Annotated in this window: 14 protein-coding genes; 6 read left to right on the top strand and 8 right to left on the bottom strand. The window is 71.1% G+C overall.

The genetic code is table 11. The features are described 5' to 3' along the window. Nucleotides 1-25: 25 nt before the first annotated feature. Together RS86_RS10160 and RS86_RS10155 are read left to right on the top strand one after the other, a co-directional pair. Nucleotides 26-595, top strand: a complete 570-nt coding sequence (locus RS86_RS10160) for an RNA polymerase sigma factor (protein WP_235281738.1) — start codon at nucleotides 26-28, stop codon at nucleotides 593-595. Beyond that, nucleotides 561-1,496 carry a CU044_5270 family protein gene (locus RS86_RS10155; protein ID WP_045272142.1) on the top strand — a complete coding sequence of 312 codons (936 nt, stop codon included), beginning with the start codon at nucleotides 561-563 and terminating at the stop codon, nucleotides 1,494-1,496. Before RS86_RS10160 ends, RS86_RS10155 begins: the two co-directional genes overlap by 35 nt. A gap of 652 nt (nucleotides 1,497-2,148) precedes the next feature. Here RS86_RS10155 and rsmI read toward each other — a convergent pair. Continuing rightward, entirely contained in the window at nucleotides 2,149-2,964 is an 816-nt protein-coding gene (rsmI, locus tag RS86_RS10150) for a 16S rRNA (cytidine(1402)-2'-O)-methyltransferase (RefSeq protein ID WP_045272328.1), read from the bottom strand. A 23-nt stretch (nucleotides 2,965-2,987) separates the two neighbouring features. Here rsmI and RS86_RS10145 point away from each other — a divergent pair, with 23 nt between their 5' ends. Together RS86_RS10145 and RS86_RS10140 are read left to right on the top strand one after the other, a co-directional pair. Next, complete coding sequence (locus tag RS86_RS10145) at nucleotides 2,988-4,559, top strand: dolichyl-phosphate-mannose--protein mannosyltransferase (RefSeq protein WP_052680198.1); 1,572 nt, start codon at nucleotides 2,988-2,990, stop codon at nucleotides 4,557-4,559. A 1-nt stretch (nucleotide 4,560) separates the two neighbouring features. After that, entirely contained in the window at nucleotides 4,561-5,523 is a 963-nt protein-coding gene (locus RS86_RS10140) for a magnesium transporter CorA family protein (protein WP_045272141.1), read from the top strand. 38 nt (nucleotides 5,524-5,561) lie between these two features. Here the strand turns inward: RS86_RS10140 and RS86_RS10135 are convergent, their stop codons facing one another. The 6 genes from RS86_RS10135 to RS86_RS10110 all read right to left on the bottom strand — a co-directional run bounded on the left by RS86_RS10135 (nucleotide 5,562) and on the right by RS86_RS10110 (nucleotide 12,136). Continuing rightward, nucleotides 5,562-6,035: an Lrp/AsnC family transcriptional regulator gene (locus RS86_RS10135; protein WP_045272140.1), complete on the bottom strand. Its 474-nt coding sequence runs from the start codon at nucleotides 6,033-6,035 to the stop codon at nucleotides 5,562-5,564. Between the two features lie 2 nt (nucleotides 6,036-6,037). Beyond that, nucleotides 6,038-7,453 (bottom strand): amino acid permease, encoded by a 1,416-nt coding sequence (locus RS86_RS10130; protein ID WP_045272139.1) that lies wholly within the window; start codon nucleotides 7,451-7,453, stop codon nucleotides 6,038-6,040. Continuing rightward, nucleotides 7,450-8,613, bottom strand: a complete 1,164-nt coding sequence (locus RS86_RS10125; RefSeq protein WP_082076733.1) for a histidinol-phosphate transaminase — start codon at nucleotides 8,611-8,613, stop codon at nucleotides 7,450-7,452. Before RS86_RS10125 ends, RS86_RS10130 begins: the two co-directional genes overlap by 4 nt. Nucleotides 8,614-8,826: 213 nt before the next feature. Then, nucleotides 8,827-10,596: a thioredoxin domain-containing protein gene (locus tag RS86_RS10120; protein ID WP_045272138.1), complete on the bottom strand. Its 1,770-nt coding sequence runs from the start codon at nucleotides 10,594-10,596 to the stop codon at nucleotides 8,827-8,829. A 33-nt stretch (nucleotides 10,597-10,629) separates the two neighbouring features. Beyond that, the gene (locus RS86_RS10115) at nucleotides 10,630-11,466 is read right to left on the bottom strand and encodes an aldo/keto reductase (protein ID WP_045272137.1); all 837 of its coding nucleotides are present in this window, start codon (nucleotides 11,464-11,466) and stop codon (nucleotides 10,630-10,632) included. Nucleotides 11,467-11,536: 70 nt separating this feature from the next. Beyond that, the gene (locus tag RS86_RS10110) at nucleotides 11,537-12,136 is read right to left on the bottom strand and encodes a TetR/AcrR family transcriptional regulator (protein ID WP_045272136.1); all 600 of its coding nucleotides are present in this window, start codon (nucleotides 12,134-12,136) and stop codon (nucleotides 11,537-11,539) included. A gap of 104 nt (nucleotides 12,137-12,240) precedes the next feature. Here RS86_RS10110 and RS86_RS10105 point away from each other — a divergent pair, with 104 nt between their 5' ends. Beyond that, complete coding sequence (locus RS86_RS10105) at nucleotides 12,241-13,026, top strand: SDR family NAD(P)-dependent oxidoreductase (protein ID WP_045272135.1); 786 nt, start codon at nucleotides 12,241-12,243, stop codon at nucleotides 13,024-13,026. 39 nt (nucleotides 13,027-13,065) lie between these two features. On the opposite strand, the gene RS86_RS10100 is transcribed toward RS86_RS10105, so the two are convergent. After that, entirely contained in the window at nucleotides 13,066-13,998 is a 933-nt protein-coding gene (locus tag RS86_RS10100; RefSeq protein ID WP_045272134.1) for a nucleoside hydrolase, read from the bottom strand. A gap of 79 nt (nucleotides 13,999-14,077) precedes the next feature. Here RS86_RS10100 and hrpA point away from each other — a divergent pair, with 79 nt between their 5' ends. Further along, the gene (gene hrpA / locus RS86_RS10095) at nucleotides 14,078-18,097 is read left to right on the top strand and encodes an ATP-dependent RNA helicase HrpA (RefSeq protein WP_045272133.1); all 4,020 of its coding nucleotides are present in this window, start codon (nucleotides 14,078-14,080) and stop codon (nucleotides 18,095-18,097) included. The last annotated feature ends 308 nt before the right edge of the window (nucleotides 18,098-18,405 follow it).

The raw sequence follows: 18,405 nt of genomic DNA, 5'->3' as shown, positions 1-18,405 counted from the left end.
TCCGCCCCTCCGAGGAATACAGGATGTGAACAACGACAACACGGTGATCGCGAGATCGGTGACGGATCCGTCGGCCTTCGGCGAGATCTTCCACCGGTACGCAGGAGCGGTGCATCGCTACGCGGCCCGACGGGCCGGTGACGCCGTCGCCGACGACGTCACGAGCGAGACCTTCCTGATCGCGTTCCAGCGCCGCGCACGATTCGATCCCGCACGGGAGGATGCCCGACCCTGGCTGTTCGGCATCGCGACGAACCTCATCCACCGCCACCGCATCGCCACTGCACGCGTGCTGAGGGCGATGGAGCGCAGCGTGCCGGAGGCCGAAGCCGTGTCCGTCGACCCGGACGACGCGCTGGACGCTCGGCGCGAGGTCGCCCGCCTGGCGGGGAGGATCCGGCGGCTCTCCGCCGGTGACCGCGACTGCCTGCTGCTGTTCTCCTGGGCCGAGCTCTCGTACGACGAGATCGCCGAAGCCCTGCACATCCCTGTCGGCACGGTGAAGTCACGACTGAACCGCGCCCGACGCCAGATCCGCACGGCACCTGAGGAGGGTGAGAATGGACGAGCTGACACTGCTCCGCAGCCTGCGTGACGACATCGCAGAACCCAGCGCTGAGCGACTCGCACCGGCATTCGCGAAGCTCGACAACGCCATGCACGACGCAGCGTCGAAGAAGGCCGCGCGTCCCCCGCGTCCCCGGCATCCGATCCGCTGGGCCGCCGCAGGCCTCTCGGTCGCCGCCGCCGCAGCCGCGGCGATCGTCATCGGCGGGGTGATCGCGCCACCGCATCCGGAAGCGGCGAGCGCGGCGGCGATCGTGTTGCGTGAGACAGCCAAGGAAGCCCTCAGCGATCCGGATCCGTTGCCCATCCCAGGCCAGTACTTCAAATTCGAGGTCCGCAGCGTGTCACTAGGAAACTGGACCACCGCAGGCGACACAGGCGGCGAGGCGACGCGTGGCCCGGAGCAGCGAGGAACCATGGATCTCTACATCCCCGCCAACCTCGACGACGAGTGGGTGCAGACCTTCGATTTCACCCGGGGGCAAGAGACTCGCCGGGGAGCGGGCGGCAGTTTCTACGGCGCGCGCCCTCAGTCAGAAGAAGTCAGAAAGCAGGCGGAGATCCCGACCGGATCCGCGCAGGAAACGCTCGCGTACTTCGATAAGCGCTATTCCGGGGGCGGATCGTCCCGCGATGCTGACAACTTCCGGCGCATCGTCGACGTCCTCCAGGCCTACCCAGTGCCGTCATTGCTGCGGGCACGGCTCCTCGAAGCCATCGCGCTGATCCCCGGTACGGTTTCGACGCCCGGCGTAGCGAACCTCGATGGCACAGTGGGAGTGGCGATCGGCAGGGCAGAGTCAGCCGGCTCGAACGGCCGCACCGAACTCATCGTCGACCCGTCGACAGGGCAGCTCATCGGAATGCGGGACAGCGCCGGCTCCTGGTTGACAGCGATGTCCACGACCGTCGTCGATTCGGCACCGTGATGAGCGCGGTCACCCCCTCCTCGCTCGCGCTGCCGCCGACGGTCAGCGTCCCCGTGCCGCTCACCGCCGCCGCGCCCCCGGTATCCCCGGCACCCTCGGCATCCCCGCATCCGCGACGGTGACCTCGCCTCAGGATCCGACGCGCTCCAAGCGCACCCCGCGGGTGCAGCCCGAGTGCGGCGGATCCTGTCGAGTGCACGGGAACTTCGCGCCGACACCCCGTGCAGTCAGCGGGCGCAGCCCGAGCGCGCCGGATCCAGTCGAGTGCACGGGAACTTCGCGCCAACACCCCGTGCACCGGGCAACAAGCCGTGCCCCCGGCCGGCGAGCACCCGACCGCACGCCGCTTCTGCGCCAAGAACCCGTGCACCCGGCAACGCCCCGTGGCCTCGCCTCGCCTGCGCCGACCTCACGCCATGTCTGCGTCAAGAACCCGTGCACTCGCCTGGCGCGGCCCGAGCGCACCGGATCCTGTCGAGTGCACGGGAACTTCACGTCGACACACCGTGCACTCGCCCGGCGCAGCCCGAGTTCACCGGATCCTGCCGACTGCACGGGACCCTCGCGCGAACAACCCGTGCACCCGGCAGCAACCCGTGCACTCGGCGTGCGCGGAACCGCGGAAGCGGCGGATCCCCCGGGCGCTCCGCCCTCACCGCGCGGCGAGCGCCGCCTGGTACAGGTCGCGGGAGCCGAGGCCCGTGGCGGCGGCGACCTCGGCGCACGCGTCCTTGAGGCGCACGCCCGAGGCGACGAGCGCCTGCACCTGGGCCAGTGCGTCCTCCGGGGAGACGGCACGGGGTTCGGCGCCCGAGACGACCACGACGATCTCGCCCTTGACGCCCTGCTCCGCCCAGGCGGCGAGCTCGGCCGCGCCGCCGCGGCGCACCTCTTCGTAGAACTTGGTGAGCTCGCGGCACACCGCCACCCGCCGAGAAGCGCCGAACGCCGTGGCCATGTCCCCCAGGGTCGCGGCCAGGCGCGACGGCGACTCGAAGAACACCATGGTGCGGGGTTCTGTCGCGAGCGCGTTCAGTGCCGAGCGGCGCTCCCCCGGCTTGCGCGGCAGGAAGCCCTCGAACGTGAAGCGGTCGGTGGGCAGCCCCGACACGGCGAGCGCCGTGACGACCGCGCTCGGGCCGGGGATGACGGTCACGGTGACGCCGCGCTCGGCAGCCGCCGCGACGAGACCGTATCCGGGATCGCTCACCGTGGGCATTCCCGCGTCGCTGAGCACCACGAGGTCTTCGGTCTCGGCCGACTCGGCCAGCTCCGCGGCCTTGGCCTTCTCATTGTGGTCGTGCAGCGCGATGAGCCGGGGCCGGTTCGTGATGCCGAGGCCCTGCAGCAGCCGCTGGGTCGTGCGGGTGTCCTCCGCCGCGATGATGGTCGCGTTCTCCAGCACCTCGATGAGGCGGCGGGACGCGTCGCCCAGATTTCCGATCGGAGTGGCCGCGAGGATGATCACCCGCCCCAGCATAGGCTGAGCGGGTGACCGCGCCTCTGCTGCCCGGCCTCGACGCTCGCATCGACGGCCGCCCCACCGCCTGGGAGCGACTGCGGGACGCCTGGCTCGGGGATCCAGCCCGGCTCCGGCTCGTGTCGTGGCTCGCGCCGACCCTCATCACCCTCCTCGCCGCCGTGCTGCGCATCGCGGGGCTCGGGCATCCGCACACGATCGTGTTCGACGAGACCTACTACGTCAAGGACGCCTGGTCGCTGTGGGTGCAGGGGTACGAGGGATCCTGGCGCACCGGCGCGAACGAGATGTTCGCGAAGGGCGACACGAGCGCGCTCGAGGACACCGCTTCGTTCGTCGTGCACCCGCCCCTCGGCAAGTGGCTGATCGCGCTCGGCATCGCCGCGTTCGGCCCCGGATCCAGCTTCGGCTGGCGCATCTCGACGGCGGTCATCGGCACGCTCACCGTGCTCGTGGTCTACCTGCTCGCCAAGGCCCTCACCCGCTCGGTCACGGTCGCGAGCATCGCCGGCCTGCTCATGGCCGTCGACGGCCTCGGCATCGTCCTGAGCCGGATCGGGCTGCTGGACGGGATCCTCACCTTCTTCATCATGCTCGGGATCCTGTTCCTCGTGTACGACCGGCGGCAGACGATGCCCCGGCTCGAGGACCGCGCCTCGCATGAGCGCGGCGATGACCCGACGCTGTGGGGTCGCGTGTTCTGGCGCCGCCCGTGGGTGCTCGCCGCGGGCGTGGCCCTCGGAGCTGCGACCTCGGTGAAGTGGTCCGGCGGCTACGTGCTCGCCGCAGCCGGGATCTACCTCGTCGTCACCGACGCTCTCGCCCGCCGCCGCGCGGGGGTCGCCCTGTGGCCCACCGACGCCGTGATCCGGCAGGGCCTCGCGAGCTTCGTGCTGCTCGTGCCGGTCGCCGCGGCCGTGTACGTCGCCTCGTGGAGCGGCTGGTTCCTCACCGCGGGCGGCTACGACCGCCAGATCACCGACAACGTGCTCACCTCGTGGTTCAAGTACCACTCGGACATCCTGGCATTCCATGTCGGGCTGACATCCTCGCACCCCTACGCGAGCCCGGCGTGGCAGTGGCCGCTGTTGATCCGGCCCACCGCGTTCTGGGTCGGCGGTCAGGATGCGCCCTGCTTCGGCACGGATCGCTGCATCGGCACGATCACCTCGATCCCGAACCCGCTGATCTGGTACCTGGGCGCCGCCGCCGCGGTCCACCTGCTCGTGCGATTCGTGCGCGGACTCGTGCTGCGCGCGCCCATGCCGTGGAGCTACGCGATCCCCCTGGTGGGACTCGCGGCGACGTACCTGCCCTGGCTCGCGTTCCCCGAGCGCACGATCTTCCAGTTCTACACGGTCGTGATGGCCCCGTTCCTGATCCTCGCGCTCGCGCTCGCACTGCGCGACATCGCGGGCAGGCGCAGCGATCCGAGACACCGCAGGCAGTCCGGGCAGCGCACCGTGGTGGTCATCCTGGTGCTGATCGTGCTGCTGAGCGCATTCTTCTACCCGCTGTGGATCGGCCTGCCCGTGCCCTGGTGGTTCTGGCAGGCCCACAACTGGATGATCACCTGGATCTGACGTGCGCATCCTCGACTCCATCGACGAATCCCTGATCGCACAGCTGCGCGGGCAGGGCGAGTTCTTCTGGCTCGACCTGACCTCCCCTTCCTCGGAAGACGTGCAGCGGCTCGGCACCCTGCTCGGCTGGCATCCGCTCTCGATCGAGGACACCCAGCGCATGGGGCAGCGCCCCAAGCTCGACGTCTACGGCGAGGGCGCCCTCCTCGTGCTGCAGGGCGCGGTCGAGCTGCACCCCGAGGACGAGAACGACCACCCTCTGGAGGAGGTGCACTGCCACCTCAGCGGCGAGTTCATCGTCACCGTGCACTCCGAGCGCTTCCAGGATCTGCGCCAGGTGCGCACGCTGCTGCAGAACTCCACGGCGCCCAAGTCCGAGCGCTACTACGTCTACAAGATCATCGACGTCATCGTGGACAGCTACTTCCCGATCCTCAGCGACCTCGACGAGGAGATCAACAGCCTCGAGGACGCGATCGTCGCCGGCGGCGGCCGCAAGGAGCTGCAGCAGACGTTCGGCCTCAAGCGCCTGCTGCTGAAGCTGCGGCGGGCCGTCGTCCCGATGCGGGACCTGTTCGCCCGGCAGGCCGAGATCATCACGGATCTGGCGGGGCTGGAGGCCGACAGTCACGACTACTTCCGCGACATCTACGACCACCTCATCCGGATCACGGACGAGATCGACGGCTATCACGAGATGGTCTCCGGGTGCACCGACCTCTATCTGTCCACGGTCGCGAACCGGCAGGGCGAGACGTCGAAGCAGCTGGCGATCATCGCGTCGATCTTCCTGCCGCTGAGCTTCCTCACGGGGTTCTTCGGCATGAACTTCGACTGGTCGATCGCGCACGTACTGTCCGGCCCGTGGTCCTTCTTCCTGCTCGGCATCGGCTCCATGGTGATCTCGGGCGCGATCATGTGGTGGTGGTTCCGCCGCAAGGGCTGGACCGGGAACGACGAATAGGCCGGCGCCGGCCGCAGCCGGGGCACCGCCACGAGGGCTCAGCCCCGGGCCGCGTGCTCCACGAGAGGCAGCATGCGCCCGCTGAGGTGCGTGCGCATCGCGATCGAGCTCGCGGTGCGGGCGACGCCGGGCACCAGGGCGATGCGGTCGAGCACCTCCTGCAATTGCTCGGCGCTGTGCGCGACGAGGCGCAGCTGCATGTCGCTCGCCCCGGTGACCGTGTACATGTCGACGACCTCGGGGATCGCCGATGCCAGCGCCTCCGCGACCTCGTCGTGGCCGACCTTCTGGTCGATCTCCACCTGGCAGAACGCGGTGAGCGCGTATCCGAACCCTCGCGGGTCGATGCGGGGCACGATGCCCTCGATCACGCCGTTCTCGTGCAGCCGCGCGAGACGGCTGGTGACGGTGCCGCGGGCCACGCCGAGCCGCCGTGCGCATTCCAGCACGGGCAGCTGCGGCGTGTCCGTGAGCAGCCGGATCAGGGCCGCGTCGAGAGCATCGATGCGCATCGTCAGCTCCGGAACACCTCGTCGGCGGAGTCCTTGACCACCCCGGGACGCGACAGCCCGCGGGTGAGGCGCGCCACGACGAGGAGCAGCACAGTGAGCCCGATCGTGAGCAGCAGCTGCGTGCGTGCGCCGGCGTCGAACATCGTCAGCACGATGACCGCGGCCAGCAGCACGAGCGTGACGATCGAGAGCCACGGGAAGCCCCACATGCGCATCGGCAGCGGCGTGCCGTCGGCATCGGCGCGCCGGCGCAGGATGAACTGCGCGAGCGCGGTGGCCGTCCACATGATCAGCAGGGTGGATCCGACCACGTTCAGCAGGGCGGGCAGCACCTGGTTCGGGAACATCCAGTTCAGGATCACGGTGACGAACCCGAACGCGACCGAGCTCAGGACGGCCACGCGGGGCACGCCGGCAGCGCTCGTGCGGGTGAGCGCGAGCGGGGCAAGACCGCGCTCGCCGAGCGAGAACGCCATGCGCGAGGCGCCGTAGATGTTGGCGTTCATGGCCGACAGCAGCGCCACGATGACGATGAGGTCCATCACGAGGCCGACGCCGGGGATCTTGAGCGTGTCCAGCACGGCGGAGAAGGGTCCGGCCAGCACCGACTCGGAGTTCCACGGCAGCACGGCGACGATCACGAAGATGGATCCGACGTAGAACACCAGGATCCGCACCATCACCTGACGCACGATCCGGCTGATGTTGCGCGACGGGTCATCCGACTCGGCCGCCGCGATCGCGACGACCTCGGTGCCGCCGAATGCGAAGACCACGATCAGCAGGGCCCCTGCGATGCCGGCGATGCCGGTCGGGGCGAAGCCGCCCTGGTCGACGAGGTTGCCCACCCCCGTGGCGGGGATGCCGGGGATCAGACCGACGATCGCGAGCACGCCGACGACGAGGAACGCGATGATCGCGGCGACCTTGATCGCGGCGAACCAGAACTCGAAGCGGCCGTAGTTGCGCACGCCGAGCAGGTTCACGACGGTGAGGGCGAGCACGAACAGCAGCACCCATGCCCATTCCGGCAGGCCGGGGAAGCGGTGCGCGACGATTCCGGCGGCTCCGGTGGCCTCGGCCGCGATCACGACGACGAGCTGGATCCAGTACAGCCAGCCGACCGCGCTGCCGACGCTGCGGCCCATGGCCTTCTGCGCGTAGGAGCTGAAAGCGCCCGACGAGGGGTTGGCGGCCACCATCTCGGCGAGCATCGCCATGACGAGCACGACGATCGTGCCGGCCACGAGATAGGACACGATCACGGCGGGTCCTGCGATGCCGATCGCCTGGCCGGAGCCGACGAAGAGGCCGGCGCCGATCGCGCCGCCGAGCCCCATCATGGAGATCTGCCGGCGGGTGAGCCCGGGGTGCAGGCCCTTCGTGGTGGTCGTGGTCAGGGGCACTTCGGTGGTCATGCGGTCGCCTCCTCGCGAACGGCAGCGGTGGGGTGAGCGGAGCTCGGGATCGTGCCGGCGGCGAGGGCCGCCGCGACGCGGTCGATGTCCTCGGCGGATCCGGCGGAGATGCGAACGCCCTCGCCCGGGAAGGTGCGGGCGACGACGGCGCCGTCGTGCAGGAGCTCGTCGAGCTCGACGGAGCGCTCCCCCGCCGGGACCCAGACGAAGTTGGCCTCGGAGGGTACGGCGGGCCAGCCCGCCTCGACGAGCACGTCGCGCAGGCGGTCGCGCTGCACGGTGACCTCGGCGATGCGCATCGCGAGCTCGTCCTGCGCGTCGAGGGAGGCGACCGCGGCCGCCTGCGCCAGGTCGGTGACGCCGAAGGGCACGGCGACCTTGCGCTGGGCGGTGGCGATCTCGGCAGGGGCGATGGCGTAGCCGATGCGCAGGCCCGCGAGCCCGTAGGCCTTGGAGAACGTGTGCAGCACGGCCACGTGCGGGTAGCGGCGGAACAGCTCGATGCCCGCGCCGCGCTCGGGGTCGGTCGCGCCGGGCGCCTGGGCGAAGTAGGGCGAACCGTCGAAGTGCACGTACGCCTCGTCGATCACGACCAGCACGTCGCGCGGCACGGCGGCCACGAAGCGCTCGAGCTCCTCCGGCCCGACGACCGTGCCGGTGGGGTTGTTCGGGTTGCACACGAAGATCAGGCGGGTGCGCTCGGTGATGGCCGCGAGCATCGCGTCGAGGTCGTGCCGGTGCTCGGCGTCGAGCGGCACCATCACCGGGGTCGCTCCCGCGATGCGCACGAGCGACGGGTAGGCCTCGAAGGAGCGCCAGGCGAACATGACCTCGTCGCCCTCGCCCGCCATCGCGTGGATGAGCTGCGAGGCGAGCTCGACGGATCCGGCGCCGACCGTGACGAGCGACGGGTCCACGCCGTAGCGCTCGGCGAGGCGGCCGATGATCTCGGGCGCCGCCATCTGGGGGTAGCGGTGGATGGATCCGAGCCGGTCGGCGATCGCCGAGACCACGGATGGCAGCGGCGGGTGCGGGGACTCGTTCGAGGAGAGCTTCGAGGCGCCGGCCGGGGCGGAGCGCCCCTGCTTGTAGGCCGGCACGGCGTCCAGGCGCGCGTTGGTCGGCGGGGTGGCCGGGGGCGTGGTGACAGGGAGGGTCATCGTCGAGGCGTCCTTGCTGCGTTCGTTCGGGCCGGTGGGGAGGCGCGTCGGGCGGCAGGGCCGGAGCGGCGACGTCGCCGGGGATCCGGCCACTGTATCCGCGGCCCGGATCGCTGGACAAACGGATCAGCGACGTCTGCGCATGTCGCACAGCCTGCCGGGCATCTGCGCACTCTGCCTGGTCAGAATGTACAGCAGGCGCGGATTCGACCGTCAGCGTGCGACAGAGACGAGCGCGGGATCCGAGACCGGCAGCAGGCAGATGAAGCCGCGGCAGTCGTGCACGACGCCGTCGACACCATCGCGCTCGTCGAACAGCGTGAAGCCCGCGTCGGCGAAGGCGCGCACCTGCTCCGGAGTCAGCACCGCGGTGAGATCGGCGTCCGCGGCGCGCGCGGCGATCGCGAGCGCTCCGTGCGGCTCCGAGGTCACGGCGACGATCTGCCGCGGCGCGCGGGCGAGCCCCGCCGCGGCCCGCAGCAGCGCACCGGATCCGAACGGGTGGCGCAGCGCCTGGCCTGCGCGCGCGGCGACGAGGGCGGCGGCCCGCTCGCGGTGCTCCTCCCCCGCCCCGAGCCGCCACGCGGTGAGTTCGGCAGACGCCCGCGCGGACGCACCGGAGGGAAGGTCGCCGTCGCCGCCGTCTGCGGCCCCGGGGATCGCGTAGGCGGCGAGCACCGGGTCGACCTCCGCATCCGCCGCGAGCACCTCGAGCGCACGCGTCGCCCAGCGCGCATCCCCCGTGGCCAGCGCGAGGGCGAACAGCCCGTCCGCGAGCAGTCCGAGGTCAGCGTCCGTCGCGACGGCTGCCGAGGGCGCACCGTCCAGCGACGTGCGCACAAGGCGTCCTGCCGCATCGCGGTTCACGTCCAGCACGGTCTCCGCGGCGCGGACAGCGGCGTCGATCCAGGCCGGCTCGCCGAGGACGGAGCCCGCGCGTGCAAGGGCGCCGATCGCGAGCCCGTTCCAGCCCGTGATGACCTTGCCGTCCACGGCCGGCGGCTGCAGCCCGGCCCGCGCGGCCACCGGGCGGCGGTAGTAGCCGCCCTCGCTGCGCTGCCCGTCGATCATGGACTCGGAGTCCTGCGCGGCGCCGAACCCGCCACCGGGGCGCTGCAGCACGGTGATCAGGAACTGCGCGATGCCGCGCGCCACGTCAGGGCGCTCCGCATCGATCGCCACGTCCAGCAGCTGCGCGTTGTCGATGAGCATGCGCTCGTAGTGCGGCACAGACCAGTCCTGCTGCGTGGCGTAGCGGAAGAAGCCGCCGTCCTCGTCGCGCAGCTCGGACACGGCCATCGCGTCGAGTGCCCGCTCCACGCCGTCGGTGCGCCCTTCCGCCTGCAGGAATCGCAGGGTCGTGGCGACGGGGAACTTCGGCGCGGCGCCGAAGCCGCCGTACCGCCGGTCCTCCCGGCCGACGATCTCGTCCGCGGCCGCGGCGAGCGCGACCTCATCGGGCAGCGTCGAGGGATCCGCCGCGTCCGAGGACTCCAGGGCGTCGGCCACCGCGCCGGCGAGATCCTCGACCTCCGTGCGACGGTCGGTCCACGCTTCTCGGACGGCGGCGAGCACCGTGCCGAACGCCGGCATCTGTCCTCTCGCCACGGGCGGGAAGTACGTGCCTGCGTGGAAGGCCCGTCCGGACGGCGTCGCGAAGACAGTGAGCGGCCAGCCCAGATCCTGCGTGAACGCGGAAGCCGCCGCCATGTACGCGGCGTCGACCTCGGGATGCTCCTCCCGGTCGACCTTGATCGACACGAAGCCGCGGTTCAGCCCCTCAGCCGTGGCCGGATCCTGGAACGACTCCCGCGCCATGACGTGGCACCAATGGCAGGTGGAGTACCCGATCGAGATCATCACCGGCACGCCCCTGCGGCGGGCCTCGGCGAACGCCTCCTCGCCCCAGGGATACCAGTCCACGGGGTTGTCGGCGTGCGCGCGCAGGTATGGGCTGCCGGTGCCGGCGAGGCGATTGCTCATGGCTTCACGCTACGCCGGGCGGGCTCACGATGGTCAGTTGACCTCGTCCGGGTGCGAGGCCACGCGACCGGATCCGTCGCCCGGATCGAGGGCGGAGATCGCTGCGAACTCGACGTCGCTCAGCGCGAAGTCGAACACGTCGAGGTTCTCCCGCAGGCGCTCGGCGCGCACCGACTTCGGGAAGACGATGTTGCCCTTCTGCAGGTGCCAGCGCAGCACCACCTGCGCGGGGCTCTTGCCGTGCGCCGCCGCGGCCTCCGCGACGGCCGGGATGCCGAACAGGTCGTACTTGCCCTGTCCGAGCGGGCCCCAGGCCTCGATCTTCACCTCGTGATCGCGCGCCCAGGAGCCCACGTCGCGCTGCTGGTAGGCCGGGTGCAGCTCGATCTGGTCGACCGCGGGGGTGACGCCGGTCTCGGCGACGATGCGCTCCAGGTGCGGCACGAGGAAGTTCGAGACGCCGGCCGAACGGGCAAGGCCCCGGTCCCGGATCTCGACGACCTTCTCCCAGGCGTGCACGTAGTTGTCCTTGGCGGGGGTCGGCCAGTGCACGAGGTAGAGGTCGACGTGGTCAAGGCCGAGCTTCTCCAGGCTCTCCGCGATCGCCGCATCGGGGGCGTCGCCGTCGTGGCGGTCGTTCCACAGCTTGGTGGTCACGAACAGCTCGTCGCGCGGGATGCCGCTCTTCGCGATCGCCGCTCCGACGCCCGCCTCGTTGCCGTAGATCGCCGCCGTGTCGATGTGGCGGTACCCGATCTCGAGGGCTTCACTGACCGCGCGCTCGGTGTCGGCCGGATCGACCTTGAAGACTCCGTAGCCGAGCTGAGGGATCGTGTGGCCGTCGTTGAGCAGGATTCCGGGGATCGTCATGGTTCCAGCCTAGGTTCCCGCACGGGACCGCGGGCCGGCGCCTTCGTGCTGATCCGTGCGGGACAAGCGCTCAGCGCTTCGGCGCAAGCGCGGCATACGCCCGGGCGGCGAGCGCCGCCGGGGATCCGGTTCCGCGCACCCCTGCCGTCGACCGCGACCACTCCTCCAGCCCGATCCGGATCGCCTCCGTCGCCGCCGCGGCGAGCACGCGCGCGGCGAGCCGGTCGCGCTCGCCGCGTTCGGAGATGAGTGCGACGAGGCGCTCCTCGGACTCGTGGTTCACCCGGTGCCACACGGCCCTGAGCTCCCGGTCCTCGGCGAGCGCGCGCAGCAGCGGGCGCATGCGGGCGAGGCCCTCGGCCTCCTCGGGCGTCTCCGGAGTGAGCTGCGCGGCGAGCACCGCGGGGATCGCCGCTGCGGGCTCCTCCTCTGCCTCCTCGAGCGCGGCCTGCCAGCGCGCAGCGCCGATCTCGAGCACCGGAGCGACCGCATCCTCCTTCGTCGGGAAGTAGCGGTAGAACGTGCGCAGCGAGACTCCGGAGGCTTCCGCGATCTCGGCCGCCGTCACCTGGGCGACGCCGCGCTCGGAGAACAGCCGCGCCGCCTCCGTCGCGATCTCGCCGGCGGTCGCCGCCTTGCGGCGCGACATGAGTCCGGTGCGGTTCTGCATGATCCGAGAGTACGGGAATATCTTCCGTTTCATGGTGTTGTGTGTCAATATGACACGTTGTGCCACTTCGGCACGACAAGACTTCCCAGAAAGAAGGATTCGACATGAACCGCTATGAAGGTCGCCGCGCTCTGGTCACCGGAGGCGGATCCGGCATCGGTCAGGCCACCGTGCTGCGCATGCTCGCCGAGGGCGGGCGCGTGGTGGCGGCCGACGTGAGCGCCGCCGGTCTCGCGGACACCGTCGCGAAGGCGGGGGACGCCGCCGATCGCCTGACCGCGATCGAGGTCAACATCGGCGACGAGGCCTCCGTGAAGGCGGGCGTCGCCGCCGCGGTCGAGGCCCTCGGCGGCCTGGACGTGCTCGTGAACGCCGCGGGCATCCTTCGTTCCTCGCACACCGCCGAGACCACGCTCGACCAGTTCCAGCAGATCATCCAGGTGAACCTCGTCGGCACCTTCCTGATGATCCGCGAGGCGATCCCCGCGCTGCTCGCGGGCAACGACGCCGCCGTGGTGAACTTCAGCTCCACCTCCGCGATGTTCGCGCACCCGTACATGGCCGCCTATGCGGCGAGCAAGGGCGGCGTGCAGTCGATGACCCACGCGCTGGCGGCGGAGTACGCCAAGCAGGGAATCCGCTTCACCGCCGTGCAGCCGGGGTCGATCTCCTCGGGGATGACCGACGGATCCGGCCAGAGCGGGCAGAGCCGGGGGCCCGGTCTTCCGGAGGACGCCGACATGAGCCTGTTCATGAAGCTCGCTCCGGCCATCGGCCAGGGCTTCGCCGGTCCCGAGTCCGTGGCCGGCGTGGTCGCGATGCTCGCGAGCGCCGACGGCGCCTTCATCACGGGCACCGAGGTGCGCATCGACGGCGGCACCCACTTCTGATCCGCGCGGACCTCTGATCCCCGCGAGGCGGTCGGCCCCTCAGGCGAGGGTGCCGACCGCCTCTTCGATGAGCGCCCAGAACCGGTCGACGTCGAGATCGATCGCGATCGTCGCGTTGGGCGCGGTGCCGAGAACGCCGAGGAGGTCCACGCTCGTGGCACCGCGCGTGAAGACGCCCTCCGTCTCGACGTCCAGCCTGGCGCGCACGGTCGTCGCGATGGCCGGATCGATGAGCATCGCGACGGTGATCGGATCGTGCAGCGGCCCGTCGGGCATGTGCTCGGCGATCTCGTAGGTGGCGCAGAAGAACTCCAGCAGCTCGGCGCCGAATGCCGCGGTGCGGGTGCCGATACGGCGGATCCGCTCCCGCACCTCTCGCGTGATGAGCGCCTGGTGCGAGATGTTCAGCCCGACCATGGTGAAGTCCACTCCGCTCTCCAGCACGAGGGCGATCGCCTCCGGGTCGGTCCAGGCGTTGAACTCCGCATACGGGGTCGCGTTGCCGCGGCCGGTCGATCCGCCCATCCAGACGACGCGGGCGATGCGCGGCAGCAGATCGGCGTGGTCGCGCACCAGCAACCCGACGTTGGTGAGCGGCCCGGTGGCGACGATCGTGACCGGCTCCTCGGACTCCTCGAGCACCGCGCGCATGAGCGTCAGCGCGTCACGCGGATCCTCCGGGACGGTCGGCTCCGGCAGCTCAGGACCGCCGAGCGCGTTGGCGCCGTGGATCTGCTCCGCGGGGTGCAGGAGTCCGTGGATCGGCCCTGCCGCGCCTGCGGCGATCGGCACGCCCTCGATGCCCGCGACCGTGCACGCGATGCGGGCGTTGCGCGTGGTGAACTCCAGCAGCCCGTTGCCGCCCACGGTGGTGAGGGCGCGCAGGTCGATCGCGGGGTTCGCGGCGGCGAGCCAGATCGCGAAGACGTCGTCGTGGCCGGGATCGCAGTCGAGGATGACGGGTGTGCTCATGATGCCCTCAGTATCGCGGGTGGTCGCGACGCGGCGAAGCCCTGATACCGCCCTCTCTCCCGCGATAGGCTGGAGGGCTATGTCTGTGCCCGTGATCTCCTACCCGCCGGAACTCCCGGTCAGTGCCGCGCGCGACGAGATCGCTGCGGCGATCCGCGACCATCAGGTGGTCGTCGTCGCGGGTGCGACCGGATCCGGGAAGACGACCCAGCTTCCGAAGATCCTGCTCGAGCTCGGCCGGAAGCGCATCGCGCATACCCAGCCGCGCCGTCTCGCGGCCCGCACGATCGCCGAGCGCGTGGCGGAGGAGCTGCGGGTGCCCCTCGGCGGACTCGTCGGCTACAAGGTTCGCTTCACCGATCAGGTCTCCGAGGAGACCCGGATCGCGCTCATGACCGACGGCATCCTGCTCAACGAGATCCACCGCGACCGGCTGCTGCGCCGCTACGACGCCATCATCATCGACGAGGCGCACGAGCGCTCCCTCAACGTCGACTTCCTCCTCGGCTACCTGCACCGGATCCTCCCCGAGCGCCCCGACCTCAAGGTCGTCATCACCTCGGCGACGATCGACCCGCACAGCTTCGCGAAGCACTTCGCGGCCCGTTCGACAGGCGCAGGGACCGACGGCGAGCCCGCGCCCGTGGTCGAAGTCTCGGGACGGACCTATCCTGTCGAGATCCGCTACCGGCCCCTCGTGGACGAGGAGGCAGAGGCCGCGACGGCGAAGCCCGCGCGGGGTGCGAAGTCCGAACCCGAGGACGAGGTCACGGCGATCGTGACCGCGCTGCGCGAGCTCGACCGCGAGGAGCGCGGCGACGTGCTGGTGTTCCTGCCCGGCGAGGCCGAGATCCGGGACGCTGCCGACGCGATCCGGGGCGCCTATCGCTCCCAGACGGCGCCGGTCGAGGTGCTGCCGCTGTACGGGCGTCTCTCCGCCGCCGAGCAGCACCGGGTGTTCGAGCCGTCGACCGTGGCAGGGCTGCGGCGTCGGGTGATCCTGGCCACGAACGTCGCCGAGACGAGCCTCACCGTGCCCGGCATCAAGTACGTGATCGACACGGGCACGGCCCGCATCTCGCGCTACAGCAACCGCTCGAAGGTGCAGCAGCTGCCGATCGAGCCGGTGTCGCAGGCGTCCGCGAACCAGCGCTCCGGCCGCGCCGGCCGCACGAGCGCCGGTATCGCGATCCGGCTCTACGGCGAGGACGACTTCGAGACGCGGCCGGAGTACACCGAGCCCGAGATCCTGCGCACCTCGCTCGCGTCGGTCGTGCTGCAGATGCTGAGCCTGGGCTTCGGCGACATCGCGGAGTTCCCGTTCCTCACTCCCCCGGGTTCGCGTGACGTGAAGTCGGCGATCGAGCTGCTGGTCGAGCTCGGCGCGGTGCAGCCGGGCCGCCCTTCGGCGGGGACCGCTTCCGAGGCCCCGCGGCTCACCCGGATCGGGCGCGACATCGCGCGCATGCCGATCGACCCGCGCTTCGCCCGCATGCTCGTCGAGGCGAGCCGCCCTTCGACAGGCTCCGCCAGCGGCGTGATCGGAGCTGTGCTCGCGATCGTGGCGGGGCTGTCGATCCAGGACGTGCGCGAGCGCCCGTCTGCCGACGCGCCGCAGGCCGTGCGCGACGAGGCGGATCGGATGCACGCGCGATTCGCGGATCCGACCAGCGACTTCCTGTCGATCCTGAACCTGTGGAACCACCTGCGCGAGCAGCAGAAGGAGCTCGGATCCAGCGCGTTCCGCCGGCTCTGCCGCTCGGAGCACCTGAACTACGTGCGGGTGCGCGAATGGTTCGACGTGCACCGGCAGCTGCGCACGCTCGTGAAGACGGGCCGTGACGCCTCGACGGAGGCCACGGATCCGGATGCGGTGCATCGGGCTCTCCTCGCGGGGCTGCTCAGCCAGATCGGGATCCTCGACGAGCGCAACCTCACGAAGGGCCCGCCGACGAAGGGCGGGCAGAAGGACCAGAAGCGCCGCATCGCCGAGTACCGCGGGGCCCGCGGGATCCGGTTCTCGCTCTTCCCCGGCTCCGCGCTGCGCAAGAAGGCGCCGCGCGCCGTCATGGCGGCGGAGATCGTGGAGACCTCCCGCACGTTCGCGCGCACGGCAGCGGCGATCGACCCCGCCTGGGCGGAGGCGCTCGCCGGAGAGCTCGCCAAGCGGCAGGTCTCAGAGCCGCACTGGTCCAAGGAGTCCGGGGCCGCGGTCGCCTTCGAGAAGGTCACGCTGTTCGGCGTGGAGATCGTGGCACGCCGGCGGGTGCAGTTCGCCCGCATCGACCGGGCCGCCGCCCGCGAGCTGTTCCTGCGGCATGCGCTGGTCGAGGGCGAGTGGGATCCGAGCCGCATCGACAAGCGCGTCTCGGCGTTCTGGCGCAGCAACGCCGAGCTGCGCCGACGCCTGGAGAAGCTCGAGGAGCGCGAGCGGCGCCGCGACATCCTCGTCGGAGACGAGGCCGTGTTCCGGTTCTACGACGAGCGGATCCCGAACGACGTGTTCGACGTGCGCTCGTTCGAGGCGTGGTGGCGCGACGCCCTCACGGCGACGCCGAAGCTGCTCGTGATGCGCGAGGGCGACCTGCTCGACGATGCCGACCGGGCCGATCAGCAGGACTTCCCGACGCGCTGGACGCAGGCGGATCAGGTGCTCGGCCTCGCATACCGCTTCGAGCCGGGAGCCGCGGACGACGGCGTCAGCGTGGTCATCCCGCTCGCGCTGCTGCAGCAGGTGCGGGACACCGGATTCGACTGGCAGGTGCCGGGGTTGCGCGCAGAGCTCGTGACGGCGCTGCTGCGCGCACTGCCGAAGGCGATCCGCCGGCACGTGGTCCCCGCCGCGGATTGGGCCGACACCTTCGGCGCCGAGCTCGCGGCCGAAGGGCCGGAGTCGCATCAGGGCGTCCCCTCGCGGAGCCTGCGCGAGGCGCTCGCGCGGCTCATCCAGCCGCTCGCGAATCAGCCGATGTCCGCCGCGGACTTCGATATGGAGCGCGTGTCCGCGCACCTCCGGATGAACTTCCGTGCGGTCGACGAGCGCGGTCGCGTCGTCGGGTCGGGGCGGGATCTGACCGTGCTGCAGCAAGAGCTCGCGGATCGTTCCCGCGCGAGCGTGGCCCGCTCGATCGAACGAGGCCCGGAGCCTGCCCGCCCCGGACGAGGGCGCGGCGCCGCAACCGTCGCGGCCGCCTCCCCTGCGGCCCCGACGGAGCGCGACGGCATCACGACCTGGGACCTCGGCGAGCTTCCGGAGGTGCTGGACACCCGGGTGGCCGGCGGCGTGGTGCGCGGCTATCCCGCGCTCGTCGACCAGGGCAAGTCCGTCGCGCTCCGCGTGGAGGCGACCGCCGAGGCGGCGCTCGCGGCGACCCGCGACGGCGTGCTGCGGCTGGTGCTCCTCGGGATCCCCTCCCCCGCCTCCTATGTGCAGCAGCACCTGACGAGTCCGGAGAAGCTCGCACTCGCCGCCTCCCCGTACCCGAACGTCGCCGCGCTCGTCGAGGATGCGCGCGCGGCCGTCGCACGGGCCGCGATCGAGCGGATGACGGGCCCCTCGACGGGCTCGGCCACCGTGGGGATCGTGCGCACCGAGGCGGAGTTCGCCCGCGTGCGCGACGGGATCTCCGCGGTCGTCGTGGACGAGCTCTTCGCGCTCGTGTCGCTCGTCGCGAAGATCCTCACGAAGGCGCGCGAGGTCGAGCGCGGGATGAAGGGACAGAACTCCCTCGCGCTGCTCGGGCCGCTGGGCGACATCCGCGGCCAGCTCGCCGGCCTGCTGCCGAACGGCTTCATCTCGGGTGCGGGCGCCGAGCGCCTCGCCCAGTTCCCGCGCTACCTCGACGGCATCCTGGATCGGCTGCGCACCTTGGCGGACGCGCCGGGCAAGGACCGCACCCGGCAGAGCGAGTACGAGCGCATGTCGAGGGCCTACGCCGATGCCGGAGGCGCGATCCCGCTGCCCGCCGGGTCCGCGCCCCGACTCGTCGAGGTGCGCTGGCTGCTCGAGGAGTACCGCGTGAGCCTCTTCGCGCAGCGCCTGGGCACCGCGCAGCCGGTCTCCCCACAGCGCATCATGAAGGCCCTCGCGGAGAAGTGAGCCCGGGGCCTGTCCCTGACAGGGTGGCCCGTGTCCCGGCTCGGCCGTGCCGTGTCCCACTTCGGGTCGCCCCATGTCCCACTTCTGCCAGTACCGTGTCCCACTTTCGGCGCCGAAAACACCGGATCCAGAGCCAGAAGTGGGACACGGCCCTGCCGCCCCTGCCGCCCCCAGCCCCTGTCCCACTTTCAGTCGCACCGTGTCCCACAACCGGCCCCGAAACACCGGATCCAGAGCCAAAAGTGGGACACGGTCCAGCTGAAAGTGGGACAGGGGCTGGGGGCGGCAGGGGCGGCAGGGCCGTGTCC

Origin of the sequence: Microbacterium azadirachtae, from assembly GCF_000956505.1 — a bacterium.
Taxonomy (GTDB): Bacteria; Actinomycetota; Actinomycetes; order Actinomycetales; family Microbacteriaceae; genus Microbacterium; species Microbacterium azadirachtae_A.
Note: the sequence above shows the minus strand (reverse complement) of the source record. Positions and strands in the feature narration are given on the sequence as shown.